At 69.5% G+C, this 22,558-nt stretch carries 22 protein-coding genes; 4 read left to right on the plus strand and 18 right to left on the minus strand.

What is annotated here, in order from left to right; translation table 11 throughout:
- Positions 1-265 precede the first annotated feature (265 nt).
- From kal to kdd, 4 genes are read right to left on the minus strand one after another with little or no spacing between them, the layout of a single operon-like run.
- Complete coding sequence (gene kal / locus EFL95_RS10115) at positions 266-661, minus strand: 3-aminobutyryl-CoA ammonia lyase (RefSeq protein WP_246004889.1); 396 nt, start codon at positions 659-661, stop codon at positions 266-268.
- Positions 661-1,425, minus strand: a complete 765-nt coding sequence (kamE, locus tag EFL95_RS10120) for a lysine 5,6-aminomutase subunit beta (RefSeq protein WP_123233843.1) — start codon at positions 1,423-1,425, stop codon at positions 661-663. The genes kal and kamE overlap by 1 nt, the downstream gene beginning before the upstream one ends.
- Positions 1,422-2,993, minus strand: coding sequence for a lysine 5,6-aminomutase subunit alpha (kamD, locus tag EFL95_RS10125; protein ID WP_123233844.1), 1,572 nt, complete (start codon positions 2,991-2,993; stop codon positions 1,422-1,424). The genes kamE and kamD overlap by 4 nt, the downstream gene beginning before the upstream one ends.
- Positions 2,990-4,045 (minus strand): L-erythro-3,5-diaminohexanoate dehydrogenase, encoded by a 1,056-nt coding sequence (gene kdd / locus EFL95_RS10130; protein WP_246004890.1) that lies wholly within the window; start codon positions 4,043-4,045, stop codon positions 2,990-2,992. Before kdd ends, kamD begins: the two co-directional genes overlap by 4 nt.
- A gap of 127 nt (positions 4,046-4,172) precedes the next feature.
- Here kdd and EFL95_RS10135 point away from each other — a divergent pair, with 127 nt between their 5' ends.
- Complete coding sequence (locus tag EFL95_RS10135) at positions 4,173-5,627, plus strand: KamA family radical SAM protein (RefSeq protein ID WP_123233846.1); 1,455 nt, start codon at positions 4,173-4,175, stop codon at positions 5,625-5,627.
- Here the strand turns inward: EFL95_RS10135 and EFL95_RS10140 are convergent.
- On the minus strand, positions 5,621-6,547 hold the full coding sequence (locus EFL95_RS10140; protein ID WP_425463959.1) for a 5'-3' exonuclease: 927 nt from the start codon (positions 6,545-6,547) through the stop codon (positions 5,621-5,623). The two genes, EFL95_RS10135 and EFL95_RS10140, sit on opposite strands and share 7 nt — an antisense overlap.
- 29 nt (positions 6,548-6,576) lie before the next feature.
- Here EFL95_RS10140 and EFL95_RS10145 point away from each other — a divergent pair, with 29 nt between their 5' ends.
- From EFL95_RS10145 to EFL95_RS10155, 3 genes are all read left to right on the plus strand, one after another.
- On the plus strand, positions 6,577-7,185 hold the full coding sequence (locus EFL95_RS10145) for a hypothetical protein (protein ID WP_123233847.1): 609 nt from the start codon (positions 6,577-6,579) through the stop codon (positions 7,183-7,185).
- Positions 7,185-7,736, plus strand: a complete 552-nt coding sequence (locus EFL95_RS10150; RefSeq protein WP_123234916.1) for a DinB family protein — start codon at positions 7,185-7,187, stop codon at positions 7,734-7,736. The genes EFL95_RS10145 and EFL95_RS10150 overlap by 1 nt, the downstream gene beginning before the upstream one ends.
- 82 nt (positions 7,737-7,818) lie before the next feature.
- Positions 7,819-8,256, plus strand: coding sequence for an Lrp/AsnC family transcriptional regulator (locus EFL95_RS10155; RefSeq protein ID WP_183407123.1), 438 nt, complete (start codon positions 7,819-7,821; stop codon positions 8,254-8,256).
- 8 nt (positions 8,257-8,264) lie between these two features.
- Here the strand turns inward: EFL95_RS10155 and EFL95_RS10160 are convergent, their stop codons facing one another.
- The 13 genes from EFL95_RS10160 to arc form a co-directional block, all read right to left on the minus strand.
- Positions 8,265-11,039, minus strand: coding sequence for a DEAD/DEAH box helicase (locus tag EFL95_RS10160; RefSeq protein ID WP_123233848.1), 2,775 nt, complete (start codon positions 11,037-11,039; stop codon positions 8,265-8,267).
- Positions 11,036-11,908, minus strand: coding sequence for a diacylglycerol/lipid kinase family protein (locus EFL95_RS10165; RefSeq protein ID WP_123233849.1), 873 nt, complete (start codon positions 11,906-11,908; stop codon positions 11,036-11,038). Before EFL95_RS10165 ends, EFL95_RS10160 begins: the two co-directional genes overlap by 4 nt.
- A 28-nt stretch (positions 11,909-11,936) precedes the next feature.
- Positions 11,937-12,779 (minus strand): twin-arginine translocase subunit TatC, encoded by an 843-nt coding sequence (tatC, locus tag EFL95_RS10170; RefSeq protein ID WP_246004891.1) that lies wholly within the window; start codon positions 12,777-12,779, stop codon positions 11,937-11,939.
- 26 nt (positions 12,780-12,805) lie between these two features.
- Positions 12,806-13,057 (minus strand): Sec-independent protein translocase subunit TatA, encoded by a 252-nt coding sequence (gene tatA, locus EFL95_RS10175; RefSeq protein WP_123233850.1) that lies wholly within the window; start codon positions 13,055-13,057, stop codon positions 12,806-12,808.
- A gap of 61 nt (positions 13,058-13,118) precedes the next feature.
- The gene (locus EFL95_RS10180; protein ID WP_123233851.1) at positions 13,119-14,102 is read right to left on the minus strand and encodes a helix-turn-helix transcriptional regulator; all 984 of its coding nucleotides are present in this window, start codon (positions 14,100-14,102) and stop codon (positions 13,119-13,121) included.
- Positions 14,099-15,079 carry a helix-turn-helix transcriptional regulator gene (locus EFL95_RS10185; RefSeq protein WP_123233852.1) on the minus strand — a complete coding sequence of 327 codons (981 nt, stop codon included), beginning with the start codon at positions 15,077-15,079 and terminating at the stop codon, positions 14,099-14,101. Before EFL95_RS10185 ends, EFL95_RS10180 begins: the two co-directional genes overlap by 4 nt.
- Positions 15,080-15,106: 27 nt before the next feature.
- Entirely contained in the window at positions 15,107-16,021 is a 915-nt protein-coding gene (locus EFL95_RS10190) for an FKBP-type peptidyl-prolyl cis-trans isomerase (RefSeq protein ID WP_148045027.1), read from the minus strand.
- A complete protein-coding gene (gene pafA / locus EFL95_RS10195; RefSeq protein WP_123233854.1) occupies positions 16,008-17,369 on the minus strand; it encodes a Pup--protein ligase in 1,362 nt (453 codons plus the stop codon). The genes EFL95_RS10190 and pafA overlap by 14 nt, the downstream gene beginning before the upstream one ends.
- A 10-nt stretch (positions 17,370-17,379) precedes the next feature.
- Entirely contained in the window at positions 17,380-18,078 is a 699-nt protein-coding gene (gene prcA / locus EFL95_RS10200; protein WP_123233855.1) for a proteasome subunit alpha, read from the minus strand.
- A gap of 15 nt (positions 18,079-18,093) precedes the next feature.
- Positions 18,094-18,924, minus strand: a complete 831-nt coding sequence (gene prcB, locus EFL95_RS10205; RefSeq protein ID WP_123233856.1) for a proteasome subunit beta — start codon at positions 18,922-18,924, stop codon at positions 18,094-18,096.
- Positions 18,921-19,118: a ubiquitin-like protein Pup gene (locus EFL95_RS10210; protein ID WP_123233857.1), complete on the minus strand. Its 198-nt coding sequence runs from the start codon at positions 19,116-19,118 to the stop codon at positions 18,921-18,923. Before EFL95_RS10210 ends, prcB begins: the two co-directional genes overlap by 4 nt.
- Before the next feature lie 29 nt (positions 19,119-19,147).
- Positions 19,148-20,653, minus strand: coding sequence for a depupylase/deamidase Dop (gene dop / locus EFL95_RS10215; RefSeq protein ID WP_123233858.1), 1,506 nt, complete (start codon positions 20,651-20,653; stop codon positions 19,148-19,150).
- Between the two features lie 46 nt (positions 20,654-20,699).
- Positions 20,700-22,454 (minus strand): proteasome ATPase, encoded by a 1,755-nt coding sequence (gene arc, locus EFL95_RS10220; RefSeq protein WP_123233859.1) that lies wholly within the window; start codon positions 22,452-22,454, stop codon positions 20,700-20,702.
- Positions 22,455-22,558: the final 104 nt, after the last annotated feature.

Genomic DNA, 22,558 nt, shown 5'->3' on the forward strand with positions numbered 1-22,558 from the left:
TCGCCGAGGAGGTCCGCCCACACCGCGGCGGCCGGTGAGGCTTTCCTGCCCATGTCGAAGCTCGCAAGCGAGACGATCTGCCTGGAGGAACGACGTAACCCAACTCATCCGGAGCCGTCCTGTCAACCACTCGCTGACCTGCGGGGATGGTGCAAAAACGCAGGTCAGACCTAAGACGTTCCGGCGAACAATTGGTGAATGAATTTTTTGGCCGACGGCGTGTCCTGCTGGACACGCACGAAGTACGAGTTGAGAGTTCGCGAGCTCAGGCCGGGACGACGCAGGTGCCCCGTGCCGTCGTCGCCACCAGTGGCTCGTCGAGCACGCGCGCTGCGGACTCGGAGACCTCCGGGGTGCCGCGCGCGATCACGGTCGCGGTGAACGCGATCTCCCGCGACCGGCTCCCGACCCTGACGAGCTCGGCCCGCACCTCGAGCACGTCGCCGGCCCGTACCGGGTTGAGGAACTGCACCTCGGCGTACGACGCGAACAGGCCTTCGTCCTCGTCGGTGGTGATGCACAGCTCGGTGGCCACGTCACCGAAGAGGCCCAGGCTGTACGCGCCGTCGACCAGGTTGCCCGCGTAGTGCGCGTGGCTGAAGGGCACGTAGCGCCGGTGGGTGATCACCAGTCCCGGCTGGCAGGCGTCGGTTCGCATCATTACCTCGGTTCCTGAGGAGGCGCTCCAGCGCCGTCTCGAAGGGTCATGCGGTGCACCAGGAAGCTGGCGACCTCGCCGGGGGTGGTTCCCCGTCCGTAGATCCGGTCGACACCGAGCTCGGCGGCCATCGCCTCGTCGAACCGGGGGCCGCCGACGACCAGCAGCGGCCGACGGTCCGGCGGGAACGCCTCACGGAAGGCGGCCGACATCTCGCGGGTATTGAGCAGGTGCGCCTCGCGCTGGGTGACCACCTGGCTGACCAGGACGGCGTCAGCCTTCTCGGCGATCGCTTTCTCGACCAGGTCGGGCACCGAGACCTGGGCCCCGAGGTTCACGACCTTGAGCTCCCGGTAGTACTCGAGCCCCTTCTCCCCCGCGAAGCCCTTGATGTTGAGGATCGCGTCGATGCCGACGGTGTGCGCGTCGGTGCCGATGCAGGCGCCGACGACGACCAGGCGGCGCCGGAGGGCGGCCTTGACCGCGCCGTTGACCTCCTTCGGGGTCAGCAGCGGGTAGTCGCGCTCGACGACCACGACCTGGCTGGGGTCGACCAGGTGCTTGACCGGCCCGTAGACGACGAAGAACGTGAAGTCGGGACCCATCGGCTTGGCGTGCACCACCAGCGCGGGCTCGATGCCCATCTTCGCGGCGAGCTGGGCTGCCGCGCCCTCGGCGACCTTCGAGTGCGGCATCGGCAGGGTGAAGGACACCTGCACCATCCCGTCCCCGGTGGTGTCGCCGTACGGGCGGACCAGGCCGGTCACGGGGTGCCGTCCAGAAGGTCCATCGCCGGGTTGAAGAACCCCTCGGCCTTGCGGAACACGCCGTCCAGCCCGCGGCCGCCGTCGGCGGGCCGCTTCATCAGTCCGAAGGTGCCGTCGGCGATCGCCTCGAGGAGCGGGGCCTTCCCCGGCTCGTCGGCGATCCGCTCGAGGAGACCGATGGTCTCGGCGAGCACCTGGTTCGCGCGGCGGACGATGAACCCGTCCGGCGCCGGGACGAAGTCCTCGTGCAGGTCCCCGGCCGCGTCGAGCACGTAGCGCACGTTCTGCAAGGCCAGGTCGCGGTCCGAGAGCCACGGGGTGACCACCGCCTCGGTCATCATCCCGACGAGCAGGATGCCCTGGCCGGTGAGCGCGCCGACGAGGTTGAAGAACCCGTCGAGCAGGTAGCCCCGGAAGACGTCGCCGGTCATGTGCCGGGTCGGCGGCATCCACTTCAGCGGGGCGTGCGGGAAGAGCTCGCGGGCCAGCAGCGCGTGCGCCAGCTCCAGGCGGAAGGACTGGGGCACCTCGGGGTCGATCTCGAAGGCGTGCCCGAGCCCGAGCTGCCAGTCCTCCAGGCCGGCCTCCTTGGCGAAGTACTCGTTGAGGAGCTGGCTGGTCGTCACCGTGTGCGCCGCCTCGACGGCATCAGCGGTGGTCAGGTAGTTGTCCTCGCCGGTGTTGATGACGATCCCGGCCCGGGCGTGCACCTGGCGGCTGAACCGCTGGTCCACGAAGGTGCGGATCGGGTTGATGTCGCGGAAGAGGATCCCGTACATCGAGTCGTTGAGCATCATGTCCAGGCGCTCGAGGCCGGCCAGGGTCGCGATCTCGGGCATGCAGAGCCCGGAGGCGTAGTTCGTCAGCCGGACGTAGCGGCCGAGCTCGCGGCTGCTGTCGTCCAGAGCGGCCCGCATCAGCCGGAAGTTCTCCTGGGTGGCGTAGGTGCCCGCGAAGCCTTCTCGGGTGGCTCCCTCGGGCACGTAGTCGAGGAGTGACTGCCCGGTCGAGCGGATCACCGCGATGACGTCCGCCCCGGCGCGGGCTGCCGCCTGCGCCTGCGGGATGTCCTCGTGGATGTCGCCGGTCGCGACGATTAGGTAGATCCACGGCGTCCGTGGGGCGTCGCCGACCCGCTTGATCATCCGGTCCCGGGCGGTTCGTTGCGCATCGATGCGCCGTACGCCGGCCCGCACCGCGCGCGTGGCCGCCGTGCGGGACCGCGTCGCGTCGCGTCCTTCGGGCAGTCGGAACGTCACCGAGCCCGCAGCCGCCTTCTGCGCCAACGTGAGCAGGTCCTCGGCCTCGCCGCGGACCAGGGCGTCCCAGACGGGAAGCGCGAGGCCGTGCTCCAGGCCGGTGTCCGCACGGACCACGTCAGCGAGTCGGTTCACCCACGGGGTGCCCTCGGCGTCGGCGCCGGCGAGTCCTGCCATCCGCAGCGTGGCTCGCTCGACCGAGACGGTGGTGTGCTGCTTGGCCAGCCGGACGATCGGGCTGCCGACCTTGCGGGCGAGCGAACGCGCCTGCCGTACGACGGCAGGGTCGAGGTCCAGCTTCCCCCTCATCGCCGGCTCTCGAACAGGCTGCGCACCCCGGGCTGGGAGCGGTAGAGGTCCAGCGCGAGGGCCGCGTGGCCGGGGACGTAGCCGTTGCCGACGAGCATCGTGACGTCCGCGGCCAGGCCCTCGGCTCCGAGGGCAGCTGCGGAGAACGAGGTGGCCATGGAGAAGAAGATCACCGTGCCGCCGGACGCGGTGGACAGCACGGCGCCACCCTCGCAGCCGGGTACGTCGACGCAGACCACGGTGACGGTGCCCGGTCCTCCGGCCGCAGTGACCGCGTCCCGGAGCCCAAGAGGATCACGGGCGTCCGCGAGCACCACGACGTCAGCGAGGCCGGAAGCCCGTAGCAGGCGCTCCTCGGTCTGATGGGGCACGACGCCGAGCAGCAGGTCGGCGCCGGCGTTGCGTGCGGCGGCCAGGCTCAGCGACCCCGACTTGCCGGCTGCCCCGATCACCGTGACCACGACCGGGTCGCCCTCCCGGGCGAGCTTGTGGCCGAGCACGACCCGGCGGGTCAGCGCCGGCGCCCCGCAGACGTCCATCACCGCGATGGCGTCCTCGGTCGCCAGGTCGTCAGGCAGGACCGCTGCGATCGAGCGGCCGAACAGGATCGCGTGGCCGTCGGCGGGCACCTGCTCACTGGTGCCGTCCCAGCGCGCCAGGCCGTCGGTGATGACCAGGGGGGTCAGCGTCAGCGAGACCAGGGTCGCCACCCGGTCCCCCTCGGCGAGGCCGAGCGGCGAGTCGGGCCCGACCTCCTCGACGGTGCCGATCAGCATCCCGCCCGACCCGGTCACCGGGTTCTGCATCTTGCCGCGCTCGGCCACGATCGCGAGCACCTCCGCGCGCAGCCCGTCGGTGTCCCCGGCGTGCTTCTCCCACAGCTGGCGGAACGAGGCTGCGTCCAGGTTCAGCCGCTCGACCCGGACCCGCACCTCGTCGGACCAGAGCTCGGGTCGGGTGTCCAACCGGGACGCCGCCTGCGGCAGGGCGCCGGACGGCTCCAGGACCCGGTGGCTGCCCACCGGATCTCCCTCGACCAACACCCGTTCCACGATCTGATCTCCCTCTGAAATCCGCTTTGCCAGGAAAATATCCCGTGTCGATGTGGAGAAACCGAACACTCTCTCCTACTCTGGCACTTGAGAGCCAGGTCACACAACCGACACGCGAGGAGGGACGATGAGCGTGCAGTCGCTTCCGGGCACTGCTGCCGAGCAGCCGTACCGGTACCGGAAGGTGGAGCTCGTCGAGCCGGACTGGCGCCGGTTCCCCGGCTGGCGGGACGTCACCGCCGAGGACTGGGCCTCCGCGCAGTGGCAGCGGGCGCACTGCGTCAAGAACGTCCGCCAGCTCCGCGACCTCCTCGGCGACCTCGTCGACGAGCGCTTCTACGCCGACCTCGAGCGCGACCAGGCCGAGCGGGCCACGATGTCGATGCTGGTCCCGCCGCAGATGATGAACACGATGGTCCCGCACCTGGCGCCTGCCGGTCCGGGGTCCCTGACCGACGCGTTCTACGCCGACCCGGTCCGCCTGTACATGCTGCCGGTCTTCTCCGACCGCCGGACCGACTGGCCCTCGCACCCGCACGCCACCCGCGACTCGCTGCACGAGCACGATATGTGGGCGGCCGAGGGACTGACGCACCGCTACCCGACCAAGGTGCTCGCCGAGCTGCTGCCGACCTGCCCCCAGTACTGCGGCCACTGCACCCGGATGGATCTCGTCGGGAACTCGACGGCCCAGGTCGAGAAGCTGAAGTTCACCGCCAAGCCCGGAGACCGGCTCGAGTCGATGCTCGAGTACCTCCGCCGCACACCGGAGGTTCGCGACGTCGTCGTATCGGGGGGCGACGTCGCGAACCTGCCGATCGCCCGGCTCGAGGACTTCCTGCTCCAGCTGCTCGAGATCGAGAACATCCGCGACATCCGCCTGGCCACCAAGGCGCTGATGGGGATGCCGCAGCACTGGCTCCAGGACGACGTCCGGGCCGGCGTCGAACGGGTGGCGACGCTGGCCCGGACGCGCGGGGTCTCCCTCGCGATCCACACGCACGTCAACCACGCCAACTCGGTGACGCCCCTGGTGGCCGATGCCGCCAAGGCGATGCTCGAGGCGGGCGTCCGCGACGTACGCAACCAGGGCGTGCTGCTCAACGGGGTCAACGCGGCGCCGCACGAGCTGCTCGACCTGTGCTTCGCACTCCTCGACGGCGCCCAGGTGATGCCGTACTACTTCTACATGTGCGACCTGATCCCGTACTCGGAGCACTGGCGGGTCTCGGTCGCCCAGGCGCAGTGGCTCCAGCACCAGATCATGGGTTACCTGCCCGGGTTCGCGACCCCGCGGATCGTCTGCGACGTCCCGTTCGTCGGCAAGCGCTGGGTGCACCAGCTCGCCGAGTACGACCGCGAGCGCGGCATCTCGTACTGGACGAAGAACTACCGGACCTCGATCGAGGCCGAGGACGCCGAGGCCCTGTCGCGGTACTACGAGTACTACGACCCGATCCACACGCTTCCCGAGGCCGGGCAAGCCTGGTGGCGCGAGCACGGCGGGCTCGACGAGAGCGCGCTCAAGGCCGCCGAGGTGGCTGAGGCGTCACGCCGGACGGCGGCGCTCCAGGCTCACTGACGCGCGTCGGTGATGGTGGTGACCAGCCGGGCGATCGGGGTGTCCAACCCCCAGCGCTCGGCCAGCACCGTGAGGGCGTCCGCGTCGACCGGTGTCGGCGGCAGCGTCAGGTCGAGCTCGCCGAGCGGGATGTCCCGCGCGACCGCCACGACCGTCGGGGCCACATCGAGGTAGTCGGCGGCAGCCACGATCTTGCTCCGCGGGCCGGGCGCCAGGTCGCTGTCCGGGTCCAGGGAGGCCGCCCGGATGCCGTCGATGCTGCCGAACCGGTTCAGGAGCGTTGCGGCAGTCTTCTCCCCCACCCCGGCCACGCCGGGAAGGCCGTCCGAGGCGTCGCCACGCAGGGTCGCGAAGTCGGCGTACTGGTTCGCCTCGACGTCGTACTTCTCGCGCACGACCGCGTTGGTCACCTTCTCGTGCCGACCGACGCCCCGCGCGGTGTAGAGAACCCGGATCCCCAGGTCGTCGTCGACGAGCTGGAACAGGTCGCGGTCACCCGTGACGATCTCGACGGGCATCCCGGCGTCGGTGGCGAGCGTCCCGATGACGTCGTCGGCTTCGTAGCCGTCGGCCCCGACCACCGCGATGCCGAAGGCAGCGAGCACCTCGATGATGATCGGGATCTGCACCTGCAGCGGGTCCGGCACCTCTTCGATGTCCGATCCGCCCGGCACCTCTGCCTCGACCCGGTGTGCCTTGTACGTCGGCAGCAGGTCCACGCGCCACTGCGGGCGCCAGTCGTTGTCCCAGCAACAGACCAGGTGGGTGGGCTGGTACTCCTCGACGAGCCGGCTGATGAAGTCCAGCAGCCCCCGCACCGCGTTCACCGGGGTGCCGTCCGGAGCACGCATGGTGTCCGGGACGCCGTAGAAGGCTCGGAAGTACAACGAGGCGGTGTCCAGCAGCATCAGGGAGCTCACAGACCCACCCTAGGGTTAGCCTCGGACACATGACCTCTCGGAGCACCCTGCGTGCGGTCCTCGCCGCCGTCGCGTCCCTCACGCTTCTCGCCGGCACCGCCAGCGCAGCCCATGCTGATGCGTTCCGCCACCGGGATCCCACCGGAGACGTGTTGATCAGCACCGCGGACGAGAACGGTCCGCACTACTCACACGACTCCCGGCGCCGACTGCCCGATATCCAGCAGTTCACGGTGCTGCACACCCGCTGGACGGTCAGCGTCGCCACCGCGCTCCGCGGGCTGGACGCGATCGACGACGCGTGGAGTGCCACGGTCGTGACCTCGAAGGGCGACCGCTTTCAGGTCGGTCGCAATGTCAGCACGGGCTCGTTGGACGGTTTCACGCCGTTCGTGACGGCGTCCCGTAACGGATACCACTTCAAGTGCGACGGGATCACGGCAACGCGCACGCGCTCGGGCGTCATCGCCAAGATCCCGACGCGCTGCCTGGGGAACCCGTGGAAGGTACGTGTGGGGGTTCAGGCAAGTTCGACCTACGCCGAGTGCTGCCCCGAGGTCACCGGTCTCGACGACGCACTCCTCAACGGCGCCTACACCGACCGCAAGCCCGCCCTGAGCCCCTGGATCGCACGGTGATGACCGAGCTACCACCGTGGGAACCCCCGTTCAACGGCACCGAGGCCGAGGCGATCTTCGGTGCGCTCGACCGGCAGCGGGTGACCTTCCGCTGGAAGGCGGCCGATCTCGACGAGAAGGGCCTGCGCGCGACGATCCCGTCCTCGACGATGACGCTGGGCGGCCTCCTCAAGCACCTGGCGCTGGTCGAGGACCTGTACTTCCACCGCAAGATCCTCGACGAGCCGATGCCGGAGCCGTGGGCCTCGGTCGACTGGGAGACCGAGGGCGAGGGCTACGACTGGCGGACAGCGGCCGAGGAGTCCGCCGCGGACCTCTACGCGCTCTACGACGCCGCAGCCGACCGCTCCCGGGCACTCGTGGCCCAGATCATGGAGCAGGGCGGGCTGAGCTCCCCCTCGAACGCGACCCTCCCGGACGGCACCCGGGCCAACGTGCGGCGGGTTCTGATGGATGTCATCGAGGAGTACGGCCGGCACACCGGCCACGCCGACCTCCTGCGCGAGGCGGTCGACGGACGGACCGGCGAGGACCCGCCCTGGCCCGCGTGAGCCGGTCCTGACGCCCGGTCGTCGAACCAGCCTGTGGAAAAGTTCGGGCCGGTGATCCGTGTAGACCAGTAGGCTCAGCGCCGTGGAGAAGATCGATCGGAAGATCCTGCTGCTGCTCGCGGGCGATGGCCGGATGTCCTACACCGACCTCGGCAAGGCCACCGGGCTGTCCACCTCGGCGGTCCACCAGCGCGTGAAGCGCCTCGAGGAGCGCGGCCTGATCACCGGGTACGGCGCCTCGATCGACCACGCCCAGGCAGGTCGGCCGCTGACCGCGTTCATCTCGATCACGCCGTTCGACCCGTCCGCGGCGGACGACTACCCGGAGCGCTTGGCGGACATCGAGGAGATCGAGAGCTGCTGGTCGGTCGCCGGCGAGGAGTCCTACATCCTCAAGATCCGCACGGCGACGCCGGCCGACCTCGAGGAGCTCCTGGCCCGCATCCGGACCACGGCCAACGTCGCCACGCGCACGACCATCGTGCTCTCGACCGCGTTCGAGAACCGCCCGATCAGCTAGTCCGGGCGCTAGTCGCTGACCGAGCTGTAGGCGACCACTCCCCGGCGCAACCGCTCGGTGGCCTCGCGAGCGTTGTCCCGGAGCACCGGGTCCCCGGCCGCGTCCCCGATCTGACCGGCGAGGTCGAGCAGCTGCTTGACCCAACGGACGAAGTCACCGGCGGCCAGACCCGTGGCGTCGAGCACCTCGTCGAGGTCGTCACCCTCGGCCCACCGGAACGCCGCCCAGGCGAACCCGAAATCAGGCTCCCGCAACTGCTCCAGCTTGTGCTCGCGCTCCAGCGCGTCCAGGTCGGACCAGAGGGAGGTCATCTCCTTGAGCACGTCGCGGACCTTGCTGCCCGGGATCCGCGGCGCCGCGGTGTCGTCAGCCTTCCGTGACTCGAAGACCAGCGTGGACAGCACGGCCGCCAGCTGGCTCGGGTCGAGGTCCTTCCAGAGCCCGGCCCGGAGCGACTCGGCCGTCAGCAGGTCGAGCTCGTTGTAGATCCGCATCAGCGCCTTGCCGCGCTTGGTGACGGTGTCCCCGTCCAGGTACTCCAGCGCGGTCAGCACCTCGCAGATCCGGTCGAACTGCCGCGCGATGGTGTTGGTGCGCTGCTCGATGCGCCGTCGCAGCGTCTTGGCGTCCCGGTCGAGCTTGTACCAGCGCTCCATCCAGCGGGCGTGGTCCTCGCGCTCCGGACAGCTGTGGCACGGGTGGTCGCGCAGCCGCTGCCGCAGCTCCTCGATCTTGGCCGAACCCTCCCCTGACGGCGTACCGGTGGCGCCGCGGCGGCTGGGCGGCGGCGGGGTGAAGTTGTGCGTCCGCGACCGCAGCGCGCTCGCCAGGTCCCGGCGCGACTGCGGGTTGCGGCCGTTGAACGTCTTCGGGATGCGCATCCGGTCGAAGGCAGTCACCGGGGTCGGGAAGTCGACCAGGCTCAGCCGCCGCGCGTGCCGGTCCGCGGTCAGGACGTAGGGGCGTGGGCCTTCCCGGTCCCCCTGGTTGCCGGGGTCGATGACGACGGCCATCCCGGAGAAGCGGCCGGCCGGCACTTCGATCACGTCGCCGGGGCGCAGCGCGTCCAGGGAGGCGATCACCTCGGCGCGCTTGTCGTGCCGGCGAGACTTCGCCAGCCCCGCCTCGGTGTCGGACAGCTCGCGGCGCAGCCGGGCGTACTCGCCGAAGTCGCCGAGGTGGCACTTCGCGGAGTCCGCGTACCCGTCCAGGGCGTCGTCGCTCTTCCGCAGCTGGCGGGCCAGGCCGACGACGGCCTTGTCGGCCTGGAACTGGGCGAAGGAGGACTCCAGGAGCTCGCGCGCACGCTCCCGGCCGAACTGGTGCACCAGGTTGACCGCCATGTTGTACGACGGCGCGAAGGAGGACCGGAGCGGGTACGTGCGGGTCGAGGCGAGGCCGGCGACCGACTTGGGCTCCAGGCCGGGCTGGTAGAGCACCACCCCGTGGCCCTCGACGTCGATCCCGCGGCGACCGGCGCGTCCGGTCAGCTGGGTGTACTCCCCCGGCGTGATGTCGGCGTGGGTCTCGCCGTTCCACTTCGACAGCTTCTCGATGACGACCGACCGGGCCGGCATGTTGATGCCCAGGGCCAGGGTCTCGGTGGCGAAGACCACCCGGCACAGGCCACGCAGGAACAGCTCCTCCACGCACTCCTTGAACGTCGGCAGCATCCCGGCGTGGTGCGCGGCGATGCCGCGGGTGAGGCCGTCGAGGAACTCGTGGTAGCCGAGCACCTGGAGGTCCTCGTCCGGCAGGTTCGAGCAGTGCTCCTCGACGAATGCGAGGATCTCGTCGCGCTCCTCCGGAGTGGTCAGGCGCAGGTTCGCGTTGAGGCACTGCTGGACTGCTGCGTCGCAGCCGACCCGGCTGAAGATGAACACGATCGCGGGGAGCAGTCCGGCGCGGTCAAGCTGCTCCACCACGTCGGCGCGACTCGGCACCCAGACCCGGCGGCCGTTCCCGCTCTGGCGTGCGCGGTCGGGTCGCCGCTGACCCTTGGGCGAGCGCCGGTCCCGCATCCGGCCCGCCATGTAGTCGTCGCGGGCCACCCGGAGCAGCTGCGGGTTCACCGTGCCCTCCTGCGGAGCGGTGGGTCCATCGGCGAACAGGTCGAACATCTTCCTGCCCACGAGCACGTGCTGGTACAGCGGCACCGGCCGCTTCTCCTCGACGATCGTCACGGTCTCGCCGCGCACGGTGCCGAGCCACTCCCCGAACTCCTCGGCGTTGCTCACGGTCGCAGAGAGCGAGACCAGGGCCACCGAGTCGGGCAGGTGGATGATCACTTCCTCCCAGACCGCGCCGCGGGATCGATCGGCGAGGTAGTGCACCTCGTCCATCACGACGTAGCCGAGGCCGGTCAGGGTCCGCGATCCGGCGTACAGCATGTTGCGGAGCACCTCGGTGGTCATCACCACGACCGGGGCGTCGCCGTTGATGCTGTTGTCCCCGGTGAGCAGTCCGACGTTCTCGGCGCCGTAGCGCTCCACCAGGTCGTTGAACTTCTGGTTCGACAGCGCCTTGATCGGCGTGGTGTAGAAGCACTTGCGCCCGCTGCCGAGAGCCAGGTGGACGGCGAACTCGCCCACGATCGTCTTGCCGGACCCGGTGGGAGCCGCGACCAGGACGGAGTGCCCGTCCTCGAGCACCCGGCAGGCGCGCAGCTGGAAGTCGTCGAGCGGGAAGTCGTAGTGCGAGGTGAAGTCGGCGACCTGCGGGTGGTCCTTGTTCCGGCGGTACCGCGCGTACTGGTCCGCGGGCGTCGGGTCCGAGGCGGTCATGGGACCAGGACGCGCAGCGCCGCCGGCGCGACCTCGACCGTGAGCGGGAGCGCGGACATCCGCTCGCCGTCGGCGTAGGCGGTGATCCCGGGTGCGGCCACGGTGACGACCTTGCCCGCCCAGTGCCGGTACTTGGGGTGCTGGACGTGGGTGCCGCTGAACAGCTTGGGGAAGGTCCGGATCAGCTCGAGCTTGCTCATCGGCATGATCGCGACGACGTCCAGGATGCCGTCGTCGATGACGGCTCCCTCGGTGATCCGCATCCCGCCACCGAACGACTCGCTGTTGCCGACCGCCACCATCATCGCCTCGAACCGCTGCTGCTCGCCGTCGACCTCGATCACGTACGGGATCGGGCTGAAGGTGCGCAGCTCGGCCAGCGTGGCCAGGTTGTAGCGCATCTGGCCCTTCGGCCAGGTCATCTCGTTGGCGCGCTCGTTGACGATCGCGTCGAAACCGGCCGCGAGCACGGTCACGTAGTACTTGTGACCGGCCTTGGCCAGGTCGATCGCCCGCTCCTTGCCCCCGATGATGACGTCGGTGGCCGCCTCGGCGTCCTTGCGGGGCAGGCCGAGCGCGCGGGCCACGTCGTTGCCGGTGCCGGCCGGGACCAGGCCCAGGCGGGTCTGCGAACCGGCGAGTGCCTGCACGGCGAGGTGCACCATGCCGTCGCCGCCGATGACCACCAGGGTCTCGACCTGGTCCTCGACACACTGGCGGGCCAGGTCCAGCGCTTCGTCGCCGTCACGGCCCTGCAGGGCACGCACCTGGTAGCCGGTGTCGGAGAGCCGGCTGTGCACGACGTCGCCGATGCGCCCGCCGCGGCCCTTGCCGGAGGTGGGATTGGTCAGGACAGCGATCACGGTCACGCTCGAACCCTATCCGGCGACGGGCCGCTCAGAGCGCCGACGCGGTGTCGTCGTCGAGCCCGGCTTCTTCCTCGGCCCGGCGGCGGCTCTTGCGGCGGTCGAGCACCCGAGCGATGACCTCGGAGACGAGGAACAGGACCGTCATCGGGACGGCGAGCAGGGTCATCGAGAACGGGTCGGTCGACGGGGTCGCCACCGCGGCGAAGACGAAGACGCCCACGATGATCCAGGAGCGGTAGCGCGCCAGCTGGGCACCGGTCACGACCCCCACCAGGTTGAGCAGCACCACGAACAGCGGGATCTCGAAGGAGATGCCGAAGACCAGCAGGGTCCGGATGACGAAGGTGTAGAAGTCGTTGAAGTTGTTGAGGTTGGTGAAGTCAGCGGGCGTGTTGAGCGAGATCAGGAACTTCAGGCCGGCGGGCAGGACGTAGTAGCCCACGGCCACGCCCAGCAGGAACAGCGGACCCGCGATGGCCACGAAGACCCGGGTCCACTTCTTCTCCTTGGGGTGGAGGCCCGGCAGGACGAACGCCCAGATCTGGTACAGCCAGTACGGGCTGCTGACGACCACGCCGGCAGTCGCGCAGAGCTTCAGCTGCAGCATCAGACCGGCGGCGATGCCCGAGAGCACGATCGAGGAGTCGACCTTGCGCTTGCCGCCGAGCATGTCGACGGCCTGGTTGTACGGGTGCACGAACAGGTCGAGGAGCTGGTCGTAGAAGAAGAACGCCACGATCGTGACGACGATCAGGACGAGCAACGACCGCATCAGCCGGGCACGGAGCTCCCGGAAGTGGTCGGCCAGCGCCATCCGGCCGCCCTCGCCGGTGGGTTTGGTCTGGATCTGAAAAAGGCGCAGTGCACCCACGAACGACACCGCTGCGCCCCGATCCGTCAGTCGGTGGGCTTGGCCTGCGTCTCGGCGTCCGCCTGGGTCGGGGTGGCCTCGACCTCACGCGCCTCGATCGGCTTGGGGGTGGTCGGCGTCTCGTCGTCCTCGTCCATCAGGCCCTTGGTCTCGGCCTTGAAGATCCGCAGTGCGCGACCGGAACCACGGGCGAGCTCGGGCAGCTTCTTGCCGCCGAACAGCAGGATGACCACTGCGAGGATGATGATGATCTCGGTGGGTCCGATTTGCCTGAACACTGCCGTGCCTCATTCCGTCCGGGTGCCCGACTGGGAGTACGGGGCACCGTCCGCCCTCATCCTACGCCGTGGCCTGCTGCAACCGGAGCGCATCCCGTGCCACGGCCCGGACCCGTTCGTCCAGGTCAGCGGGCTCCAGCACGCGCAGACCGCCGCCGAAACGCAGGGCCAGCCGCAGCAGCCAGCGCTCGTCGGAGACCGCGAGGGTGACCTCCAGACCGCCCTCGGGCGTCTCCGCGGTGGTCAGCACCGGGTAGTACTCCGCGAACCACCGCATCTGCGGGCTGAGGCGCAGACGCACCACCAGGTCGTCCGGGCTGGCCTCGAACAGGCCCTCGGCGAGATCGCGCGGTTCCAGGTCCGGCACCGCGCGGGGCGAGTCGAGGACCTCCACGGCGGTGATCCGGTCAACCCGGAACAGCCGGCGGTCGTCGGCCAGGTGGCACCAGGCGTCCAGGTAGGTCTTGCCGTCGTTCTGGAGCAGCGCGATCGGGTCGACGACGCGCTCGGTGACCTCGTCGCGGGTCGGCACGAGGTAGCCCAACCGTGCCTGCCGGTCGGAGGTGATGGCCCGGGCGAGGCTGTCCCGCGCCTGCTTGAGCGCCGGCGGCGGCTCCGGGACCCGTACGTCGACCAGCGGCGTGGCGCCCTCCTCGGTCGCGGTCTCGAGCTTGGCCAGGGTCCGTTCGACGACCTCGCGGGAGGCGACCGTGCTCGAGTCCAGCAGCGCCCGCAGCGCCACGATCAGCGCCGTCGCCTCGCTGCTGCCCAGGCGCAGCGGTCGAGCCAGGTAGTCCGCGTTGTCGATCCGGACCAGGCCCTCGGGGTCGCTCTCCAGCGCCTCGACGTTGATGTCGATGAGCTCGCCGGGCCCGAAGCCGGGCAGCCCGCACAGGTACAGGACGCGGAGGTCCTTGAGCATCTGGGCGCTGGTCACCCCGAAGTCGGCGGCGACCTCCGACAGCGGTACCTCCCCGCGGGTCTGCAGGTAGGGCGCGAGCGCGAGCAGCCGGGACAGCTGGTCCCGGGTGGATGCCCCGCTCACTGGTCCACCCCGATCAGCTCGGACAGCGAGTCGGCGACCATCGCGCGCAGCTCGGGCGGTTCGACCGCCACCACGTCGCCGAGGTGCCCGCGGACGTCCTCGGCCAGCTCGCGGTGCGAGTACGTGCTGACCTCGAGCCGGTCCCACGGTGTCTCGGTGTCCGGCCCCGGAACGTCCTCGACGACCGAGAGCGCACGGCGGCGCAGGAACACCGCACTCCCCTTGCGGGCGAGCACGGTCGCGGTCGTGGTCGACCGGGTCGGCGTGAGACCGGTCGTCAACGCTCGGATGTCGGTGCCTTCCGGCACGGTGAACGCTCCGGGCTTCCCGTCCGCGACCACGTCACCCTCGATCCGGCTGAGCCGGAACATCCGGACCTGCTCCCGGTCGCGGTCGTGCCCGATCACGTACCAGCGCTCCTTGGAGGTCACCACCCCCCACGGCTCGAGGTGCCGCAGCGTCGTCTCGGTCTCGGACGGGCGCTTGTAGTGGAACCGCACCGGGGTCCGGCTGATCGTCATCTCCCACATGGTGTCGAAGGCAGGCTCGTCGGCCGCGACCGTCGGCTGCAGCACGTCCAGGGCGTCCCGGTCGACGTCGTACCCGGCGGCGCGGAGCTTGACCAGCGCGTCCGAGGTCACCGACGCCAGACCCGCGTGCTGCCAGACCCGGGCAGCGAGGCCCAGCACCGCGACCTCGTCCGGCTCCAGGTTCAGGTCGGGAAGCTCGAAGGCGTTGCGGGCGATCCGGTAGCCCTGCTCGTCCTCGAAGAACTTGTCCACGTAGCCGAGCTCCAGCGGGATGCCGAGCGCACGCAGCTCGGCCTTGTCGCGCTCGAACATCTTCTCGAAGGCCTCGTCGGAGGCTCCCTGGTAGCCCTCGATCACGTCACGGATCCGTTCCTTCGTGACGTAGTTCCGCGACACCAGCAGCATGATCACCAAGTTCAGAAGTCGTTCCGACTTCGATGCGGTCACGCAGCCACCTTCCTCATCCCGACCCCTTCAGCTCACACCCAGCACGTCGACCACCCAGGCGATCATGCCATTCCCGTCGGGTCCGTAGAGGACCAGGCGCGAGCCCCGGTGGACACCGACCAGCAGCTGGTCCCATGCTGCGGGTGCCGTACCCGCTCCGATGGCCACCTGCTCCGGCTCCTTGAAGAAGGTGTCCTCGAACGGGTCGTGCTGCCGGGAGCGCTGGGCGACGAAGTGCACCGTGACCAGGTCGTGGGCCGCGATGGCCGGGCCGCTCCCCTGCACCAGGACCTGGGCGACCGGCTTGGCGGGACGGCGTACGCCGGTGAAGTCGATCCCCGCCACCAGTCCTGCGGACACCACCGGCGCAGGGGTGCCGGCCGCCGGAGTGACCGCCGTCCCGTCGATCACCTTCAGGACGGTGGCCGGCGGAACCGCCACCACGTCGGCCACCACGACCACCGGGTCGTCGCGGCGCACACCCTTGGGAGGTACTCCACCCGTCGCGAAGGCGTCAGCGGCGGTGGCGGCCAGGACGAGCCGGCTGCCCTGCCGGACGCCGACCAGGGCGTCGCTGAGCGCCGGGAACAACCGGTCGTCCGAGCTCTTCGCGGCCACCGCGACTCCGGTGTCGTACGTCGACAAGGCGAGCTTGCCGGTCCGGGCGTCGTACAGGGTGAGCTCGAGAACGAACAGCTGGTCCACCTGGATCGGGGCGCCGGTACCGGTCACCGTCACCCCGGAGGTGGTGTCGTCGACCTTGAGCGGGGTGCGCATCCGCACCGTCGGGGCCGTCCCGGGCTGGCCGGCGACTGTGAGCCCGGTGATGACGCTCTCGGAATCCTGGAGATCGCCCTGCCGCACTGATCCCGAGCAGGCGGACGCCAGCAGGACGAGCGCGCCGACCAGCACCCCGGCGACGCCGCGCTCACATCCCCTCAATGAGCCTCTCCACGCGCTCGTCGTGGGACCGGAACGGGTCCTTGCACAGGACGGTCCGCTGCGCCTGGTCGTTGAGCTTGAGGTGCACCCAGTCGACGGTGAAGTCGCGCCGGCGCTCCTGAGCGCGCTTGATGAAGTTGCCGCGCAGCCGTGCCCGGGTGGACTGCGGCGGCACCGACTTGGCGGCGAACACGTCGAGGTCGTTGGTCACCCGGGCCACCGCCCCCCGCTTCTCCAGCAGGTAGTAGAGCCCGCGGTCGCGGTGGATGTCGTGGTAGGCCAGGTCCAGCTGGGCGATCCGCGGGTGTCCCAGCGAGAGGTCGTTCTGGGTGCGGTAGCGCTCGATGAGCTTCCACTTGATCACCCAGTCGATCTCCCGCTCGACCAGCGACAGGTCACCGGACTCGACGGCCTTCAGGCCGCGCTCCCAGAGGTCCAGGGTGCGCTCGATGACCGGGGTGTGCAGCTCGCGCCGGTCGACGAAGTCGCGCGCCCGCGACAGGTACTCGGTCTGGATCTCCAGCACGCTGGCCTCGCGGCCGTTTGCCAGCAGCACCTTCTTGCGCCCGGTCATGTCGTGCGAGATCTCGCGGATGGCCCGAATCGGGTTCTCCATGGTGAGGTCGCGCATCACCACGCCCTCCTCGATCATTCGCAGCACCAGGTCGCAGCTGGCCACCTTGAGCATCGTGGTGGTCTCGCTCATGTTCGAGTCGCCCACGATGACGTGCAGCCGACGGAACCGCTCGGCGTCCGCGTGCGGCTCGTCGCGGGTGTTGATGATCGGACGGGACCGGGTGGTGGCGCTGGAGACGCCCTCCCAGATGTGCTCGGCACGCTGGCTCATCGAGTACGACGCCCCGCGCGGGGTCTGGATGACCTTGCCGGCCCCGCAGATGACCTGGCGCGTGACCAGGAACGGGATCAGCACGTCGGCGAGCTTGGAGAACTCCCCGTTGCGGCTGACCAGGTAGTTCTCGTGGCAGCCGTAGGAGTTGCCGGCCGAGTCGGTGTTGTTCTTGAAGAGGTAGACGTCCCCGGAGATGCCCTCGTCGTGCAGCCGACGCTCGGCGTCGATCAGCAGGCCCTCGAGGATCCGCTCCCCCGCCTTGTCATGGGTGACCAGGTCGACGATGTCGTCGCACTCGGGGGTGGCGTACTCGGGGTGGCTGCCCACGTCCAGGTAGAGCCGGGCACCGTTGCGCAGGAAGACGTTGCTGCTGCGACCCCAGCTGACGACCTTGCGGAACAGGTAGCGGGCGACCTCGTCCGGCGAGAGACGCCGCTGCCCCTTGAAGGTGCAGGTGACGCCGTACTCGTTCTCGATCCCGAAGATCCGCCGGTCCACACCAACCAGCCTAGGTCCCCGCCAGCATCCCGGTGAGGGAATCGCCGTCGAGGCGCCGGAACTTCCGCGGCTGGGTGCGGCTGCGGTCCAGCACCGCGACCTCCAGGTCGTCGGCCGGGATGGACCGGTCCTCGGTCGAGGAGTGCCCGAGCGCCGCGACGGCCAGCCGGACCGCCGCGTCCAGGCCCAGCCCTTCGGAGAAGTTCTCGGCGAGGTACCCGCCGACGGCTTCGGCGTCGCCACCCATCGCCCCGTAGCTGTTCACGTCGGCGACCTGGCCGTCGTAGGTGAGCCGGTAGATCTGGTCCTCCGCGGCCGTGTCCCCGACCTCGGCCACGAAGATCTCGACCTCGTAGGGCTTCTCGCCGCCGGAGGAGAAGATCGTGCCCAGCGTCTGCGCGTAGGCGTTCGCCAGCCCGCGTCCGGTGACGTCGCGTCGGTCGTAGGAGTACCCGCGCAGGTCGGCCAGTCGTACGCCGGCGATCCGGAGGTTCTCGAACTCGTTGTAGCGACCGACCGCGGCGAAGGCGATCCGGTCGTAGATCTCGCTCACCTTGTGCAGCGCGGCGGACGGGTTCTCGCTGACGAACACGACCCCGTCGGCGTACTGGACCACGGCGACCGACCGACCGCGGGCGATGCCCTTGCGGGCGAAGTCGGCCCGGTCCTTCATCAGCTGCTCAGGACTTACGTAGAACGGCATCGACATGTCTGCTCAGTCCTCTCAGCTCAGGGCCGCGTTGGGGCCGTCGGGGCGGATCATCCGGGCGGCGACCACCTGGTCGGCGATCGCGGCCACCTCGGCCTCGGGGACGCGCCGCTGGCCGTCGCCGGTGATCACGTGCACGACCGGGAAGATCCGGCGGGTCAGGTCAGGTCCGCCGGTCGCGGAGTCGTCGTCGGCGGCGTCGTAGAGCGCCTGGACGGCCGCGGTGACGCACTGGGTGGCGTCGAAGTCGTCGCGGTAGAGCTTCTTCAGCGAGCCGCGGGCGAACATCGAGCCGGAACCGACCGAGTGGAACGCCGTCTCCTCGTAGCGCCCGCCGGTGACGTCGTAGCTGAAGATCCGGCCCTGGGAGGCGCGCTTGTCGTAACCGGCGAACAGCGGCACGACCGCCAGGCCCTGCATCGCCATCGCCAGGTTGTTGCGGATCAGGGCGGAGAGCCGGTTGGCCTTGCCGTCCATGGAGAGGGTGCTGCCCTCGATCTTCTCGTAGTGCTCGAGCTCGGTCTGGAACAGCCGGACCATCTCGACCGCGAGGCCCGCGGTACCCGCGATGCCGACGCAGGAGAACTCGTCGGCCGGGAAGACCTTCTCGATGTCGCGCTGGGCGATGACGTTGCCCATCGTGGCGCGCCGATCACCGGCCATCACCACACCGTCGGTGAAGGTCGCCGCCACGATCGTGGTGCCGTGCGGGGCGAGGTCACCGGCGTTCACGGCCGGGAGCGCCCGGCGGGCAGGGAGGAGTTCCGGAGCCACCGCGCCGAGGAAGTCGGCGAAGGAGGAGGTCCCGGGGGTCAGGAAGGCGTCGGAGAGACGAGGCTCGCTCACTGGCCGCCCTTCTGGATGAACGACTTCACGAAGTCCTCCGCGTTGACCTCGAGCACGTCGTCGATCTCGTCCAGGATCGCGTCGATGTCCTCGTCGAGCTGCTCCTTGCGCTCGGCGACGTCGGAACCGGTCGACTCCTCGACCTGCTCCTCGGACTCGGTCTGCTTGCGCGGCTGCTTGTGCTCCTGTGCCATCAGCGTCTCCTCTCCTTCTTGTATCGACCCTATCGAGTCAGGGCTGAGAAAAGTGCGAGAGCGGTCTCACTCTGCTCGATCAACTCCCCGACGTGCGCTTTGCTTCCGCGCAGCGGATCGATGGTCGGGACCCGCTGGAGCGAGTCGTGACCGGGAAGGTCGAAGATCACCGAGTCCCAGGACGCGGCGGCGATGCTGTCCGGGTACTTGTCCAGGCAGCGGCCCCGGAAGTAGGCCCGGGTGTCCTCCGGCGGGTCGTGCATCGCGGCGGTCACGGCGTCGTCGTCGAGCAGTCGCTGCATCCGGCCCAGACGGACCAGGCGGTGGTACAGGCCCTTCTCCGGGCGCAGGTCGGCGTACTGGAGGTCGATCAGGTGCAGCTTGGCGTCGTCCCAGTCCAGGCCGTCTCGGTCGCGGTAGGACTCCAGCAGGCTCAGCTTGGCCACCCAGTCCAGCTCGGTCGCGCACTCGCGCGGGTCCCGCTCGAGCCGGGTCAGCACCGACTCCCAGCGCTCCAGCACCGCCGCGGTCTCCTGGTCGACGGCGTTGCCGTCCCGCTCGGCGACGTACTCGCTGGCCAGGTGGAAGTACTCCCACTGGAGCTGGACCGCGGTCAGGGTGCTGCCGTCCTCGCGCTCGAGCAGGTGGGTCAGCGTCGGGTCGTGCGAGACCGCGCGCAGCGAGGCGACGGAGTGCGAGACCGTCAGGTCCTTCTTGATGAACCGGTTCTCGATCATGTCGAGCACCAGCGCGGTGGTGCCCATCTTCAGGTACGCCGAGATCTCCGAGAGGTTCGCGTCCCCGATGATCACGTGCAGCCGGCGGTACTTCTCGGGGTCCGCGTGCGGTTCGTCGCGGGTGTTGATGATCGGCCGCTTGAGCGTGGTCTCCAGCCCGACCTCGACCTCGAAGAAGTCCGCGCGCTGGGCGATCTGGAAGCCGTGCTGGCGGCCGTCCTGACCGATGCCGACCCGTCCGGCGCCGCAGACCACCTGGCGGCTCACGAAGAACGGGATCAGGTGCCGGACGATCTCCCCGAACGGGGTGGACCGCTTCATCAGGTAGTTCTCGTGCGCACCGTAGGAGGCGCCCTTGTTGTCGGTGTTGTTCTTGTAGAGCACGATGTCCGGCTCGCCGGCCACCGAGGCGAACCGGCAGGCGTCGAGCGCGACCTGCTCCCCCGCCTTGTCCCAGAGGACCGCGGCCATCGGGTTGGTGACCTCGGGCGTGGAGTACTCGGGGTGCGCGTGGTCGACGTACAGGCGGGCGCCGTTGGTGAGGATGACGTTCGCCAGACCCATGTCCTCGTCGGTCAGCTGGCTCGGGTCGGCCAGCTCGCGGGCGAGATCGAAGCCGCGGGCGTCTCGCAGCGGCGACTCCTCCTCGAAGTCCCAGCGCGCGCGCCGGACGTGCAGCTCCGCGCTGGCGTAGGCGTTCACCAGACGGGTGCTGGCGACCATCGGATTGGCGTGCGGCTGCCCGACGACCGAGATGCCGAACTCGGTCTCGGTGCCCATCACCCGACGCACGCTCATACCTCGAACGCTATCGGTTCGCTGGTCGGCCCGAGCCGAGACGTGCTTACAGGTACTGACCCGTGTTGGCGACCGTGTCGATCGAGCGACCCGGCTCGGTGCCCTGCTTGCCGGTGATGAGCGTGCGGATGAAGACGATCCGCTCGCCCTTCTTGCCGGAGATGCGGGCCCAGTCGTCCGGGTTGGTCGTGTTCGGCAGGTCCTCGTTCTCCTTGAACTCGTCCACGCACGCCTGGAGCATGTGCTGGACGCGGAGACCCTTCTGGTCGTTGTCGAGCAGGTCCTTGATCGCCATCTTCTTCGCCCGGTCCACGATGTTCTGGATCATCGCGCCGGAGTTGAAGTCCTTGAAGTACAGGACCTCCTTGTCGCCGTTGGCGTAGGTGACCTCGAGGAACCGGTTCTCCTCGGTCTCGGTGTACATCCGCTCGACCGTGGCGGTGATCATGCCGGCGACGCAGGCGTTCCGGTCCCCACCGAACTCGGCGAGGTCGTCGGCGTGCAGCGGCAGGTCGGCCAGCAGGTACTTGGAGAAGATGTCGCGGGCCGACTCGGCGTCGGGGCGCTCGATCTTGATCTTCACGTCCAGGCGACCGGGGCGCAGGATGGCCGGGTCGATCATGTCCTCGCGGTTCGAGGCACCGATGACCAGGACGTTCTCCAGCAGCTCGACGCCGTCGATCTCGCTGAGCAGCTGCGGGACGATCGTGTTCTCCACGTCCGAGGAGACGCCGGAGCCGCGGGTGCGGAACAGCGAGTCCATCTCGTCGAAGAACACGATGACCGGGGTGCCCTCGGAAGCCTTCTCACGAGCACGCTGGAAGACCAGGCGGATGTGCCGCTCGGTCTCGCCGACGTACTTGTTGAGCAGCTCGGGGCCCTTGATGTTCAGGAAGTAGCTCTTGCCCTCCTGACCCGTCTTCGCGGCGACCTTCTTGGCCAGCGAGTTCGCGACCGCCTTGGCGATCAGCGTCTTGCCGCAGCCGGGAGGTCCGTAGAGCAGCACGCCCTTCGGCGGCTTGAGCTGGTGCTCCTTGAAGAGCTCGGGGTGCAGGTAGGGCAGCTCGACCGCGTCGCGGATCTGGTCGATCTGGTTGCCCAGGCCACCGATCGCGTTGTAGTCGATGTCCGGGACCTCCTCGAGGACGAGCTCCTCGACCTCGGACTTCGGCACCTTCTCGTAGACGTAGCCGGACTTGGCGTCCAGCAGCAGGGAGTCGCCGGCGCGCAACTTCTCCTGGAGCAGCGGGTAGGCGAGCCGCACGACCCGCTCCTCGTCGGCGTTGGCGATGACCAGGGCGCGCAGGCCGTCGGCGAGCAGCTCCTTGAACATCACCACCTCACCGACCTCTTCGAACTCGAGGGCGGCGACGACGTTCAGGGCCTCGTTGAGCATGACCTCCTGACCCTTGGTCAGGGTGTCGAGGTCGACGGCGGGGCTGACCGTGACGCGCAGCTTGCGGCCGCCGGTGAAGACGTCGACCGAGTCGTCCTCGTTGCGTGCCAGGAAGGTGCCGAAGCCGGTCGGCGGCTGGGCGAGCCGGTCGACCTCCTCCTTGAGCGTGACGATCTGGTCGCGGGCCTCGCGCAGCGTGCTGGCGAGGCGCTCGTTCTGCGCGGTGACCGCGGCAAGGGAGCGCTGGGTGTCGATGAGGCGCTGGTCGAGGAGGCGGGAACCCTCGGGGGCACCGTCAGAGGCAGCCGCGAGCCGCCGGCGCAGCTCCCCCACCTCGGCCTCCAAGTACGAGACCTGGCTGAGCAACTGCGCGGTGTCCTGTCCTTCAGCGCCTGCGCCTGTCATCGGGACTCACCTCCACGGGAGCGATCTTTTTACGACCCTACCTGCGGGGCGTGCTCCTCACCCATGAGATTCGACACGTGTTGGTCACGGTGTAGTGAAACTGA

The sequence above is a fragment of the Nocardioides marmorisolisilvae genome, from assembly GCF_003725775.1.
GTDB classification, from domain to species: Bacteria; Actinomycetota; Actinomycetes; order Propionibacteriales; family Nocardioidaceae; genus Marmoricola; species Marmoricola marmorisolisilvae.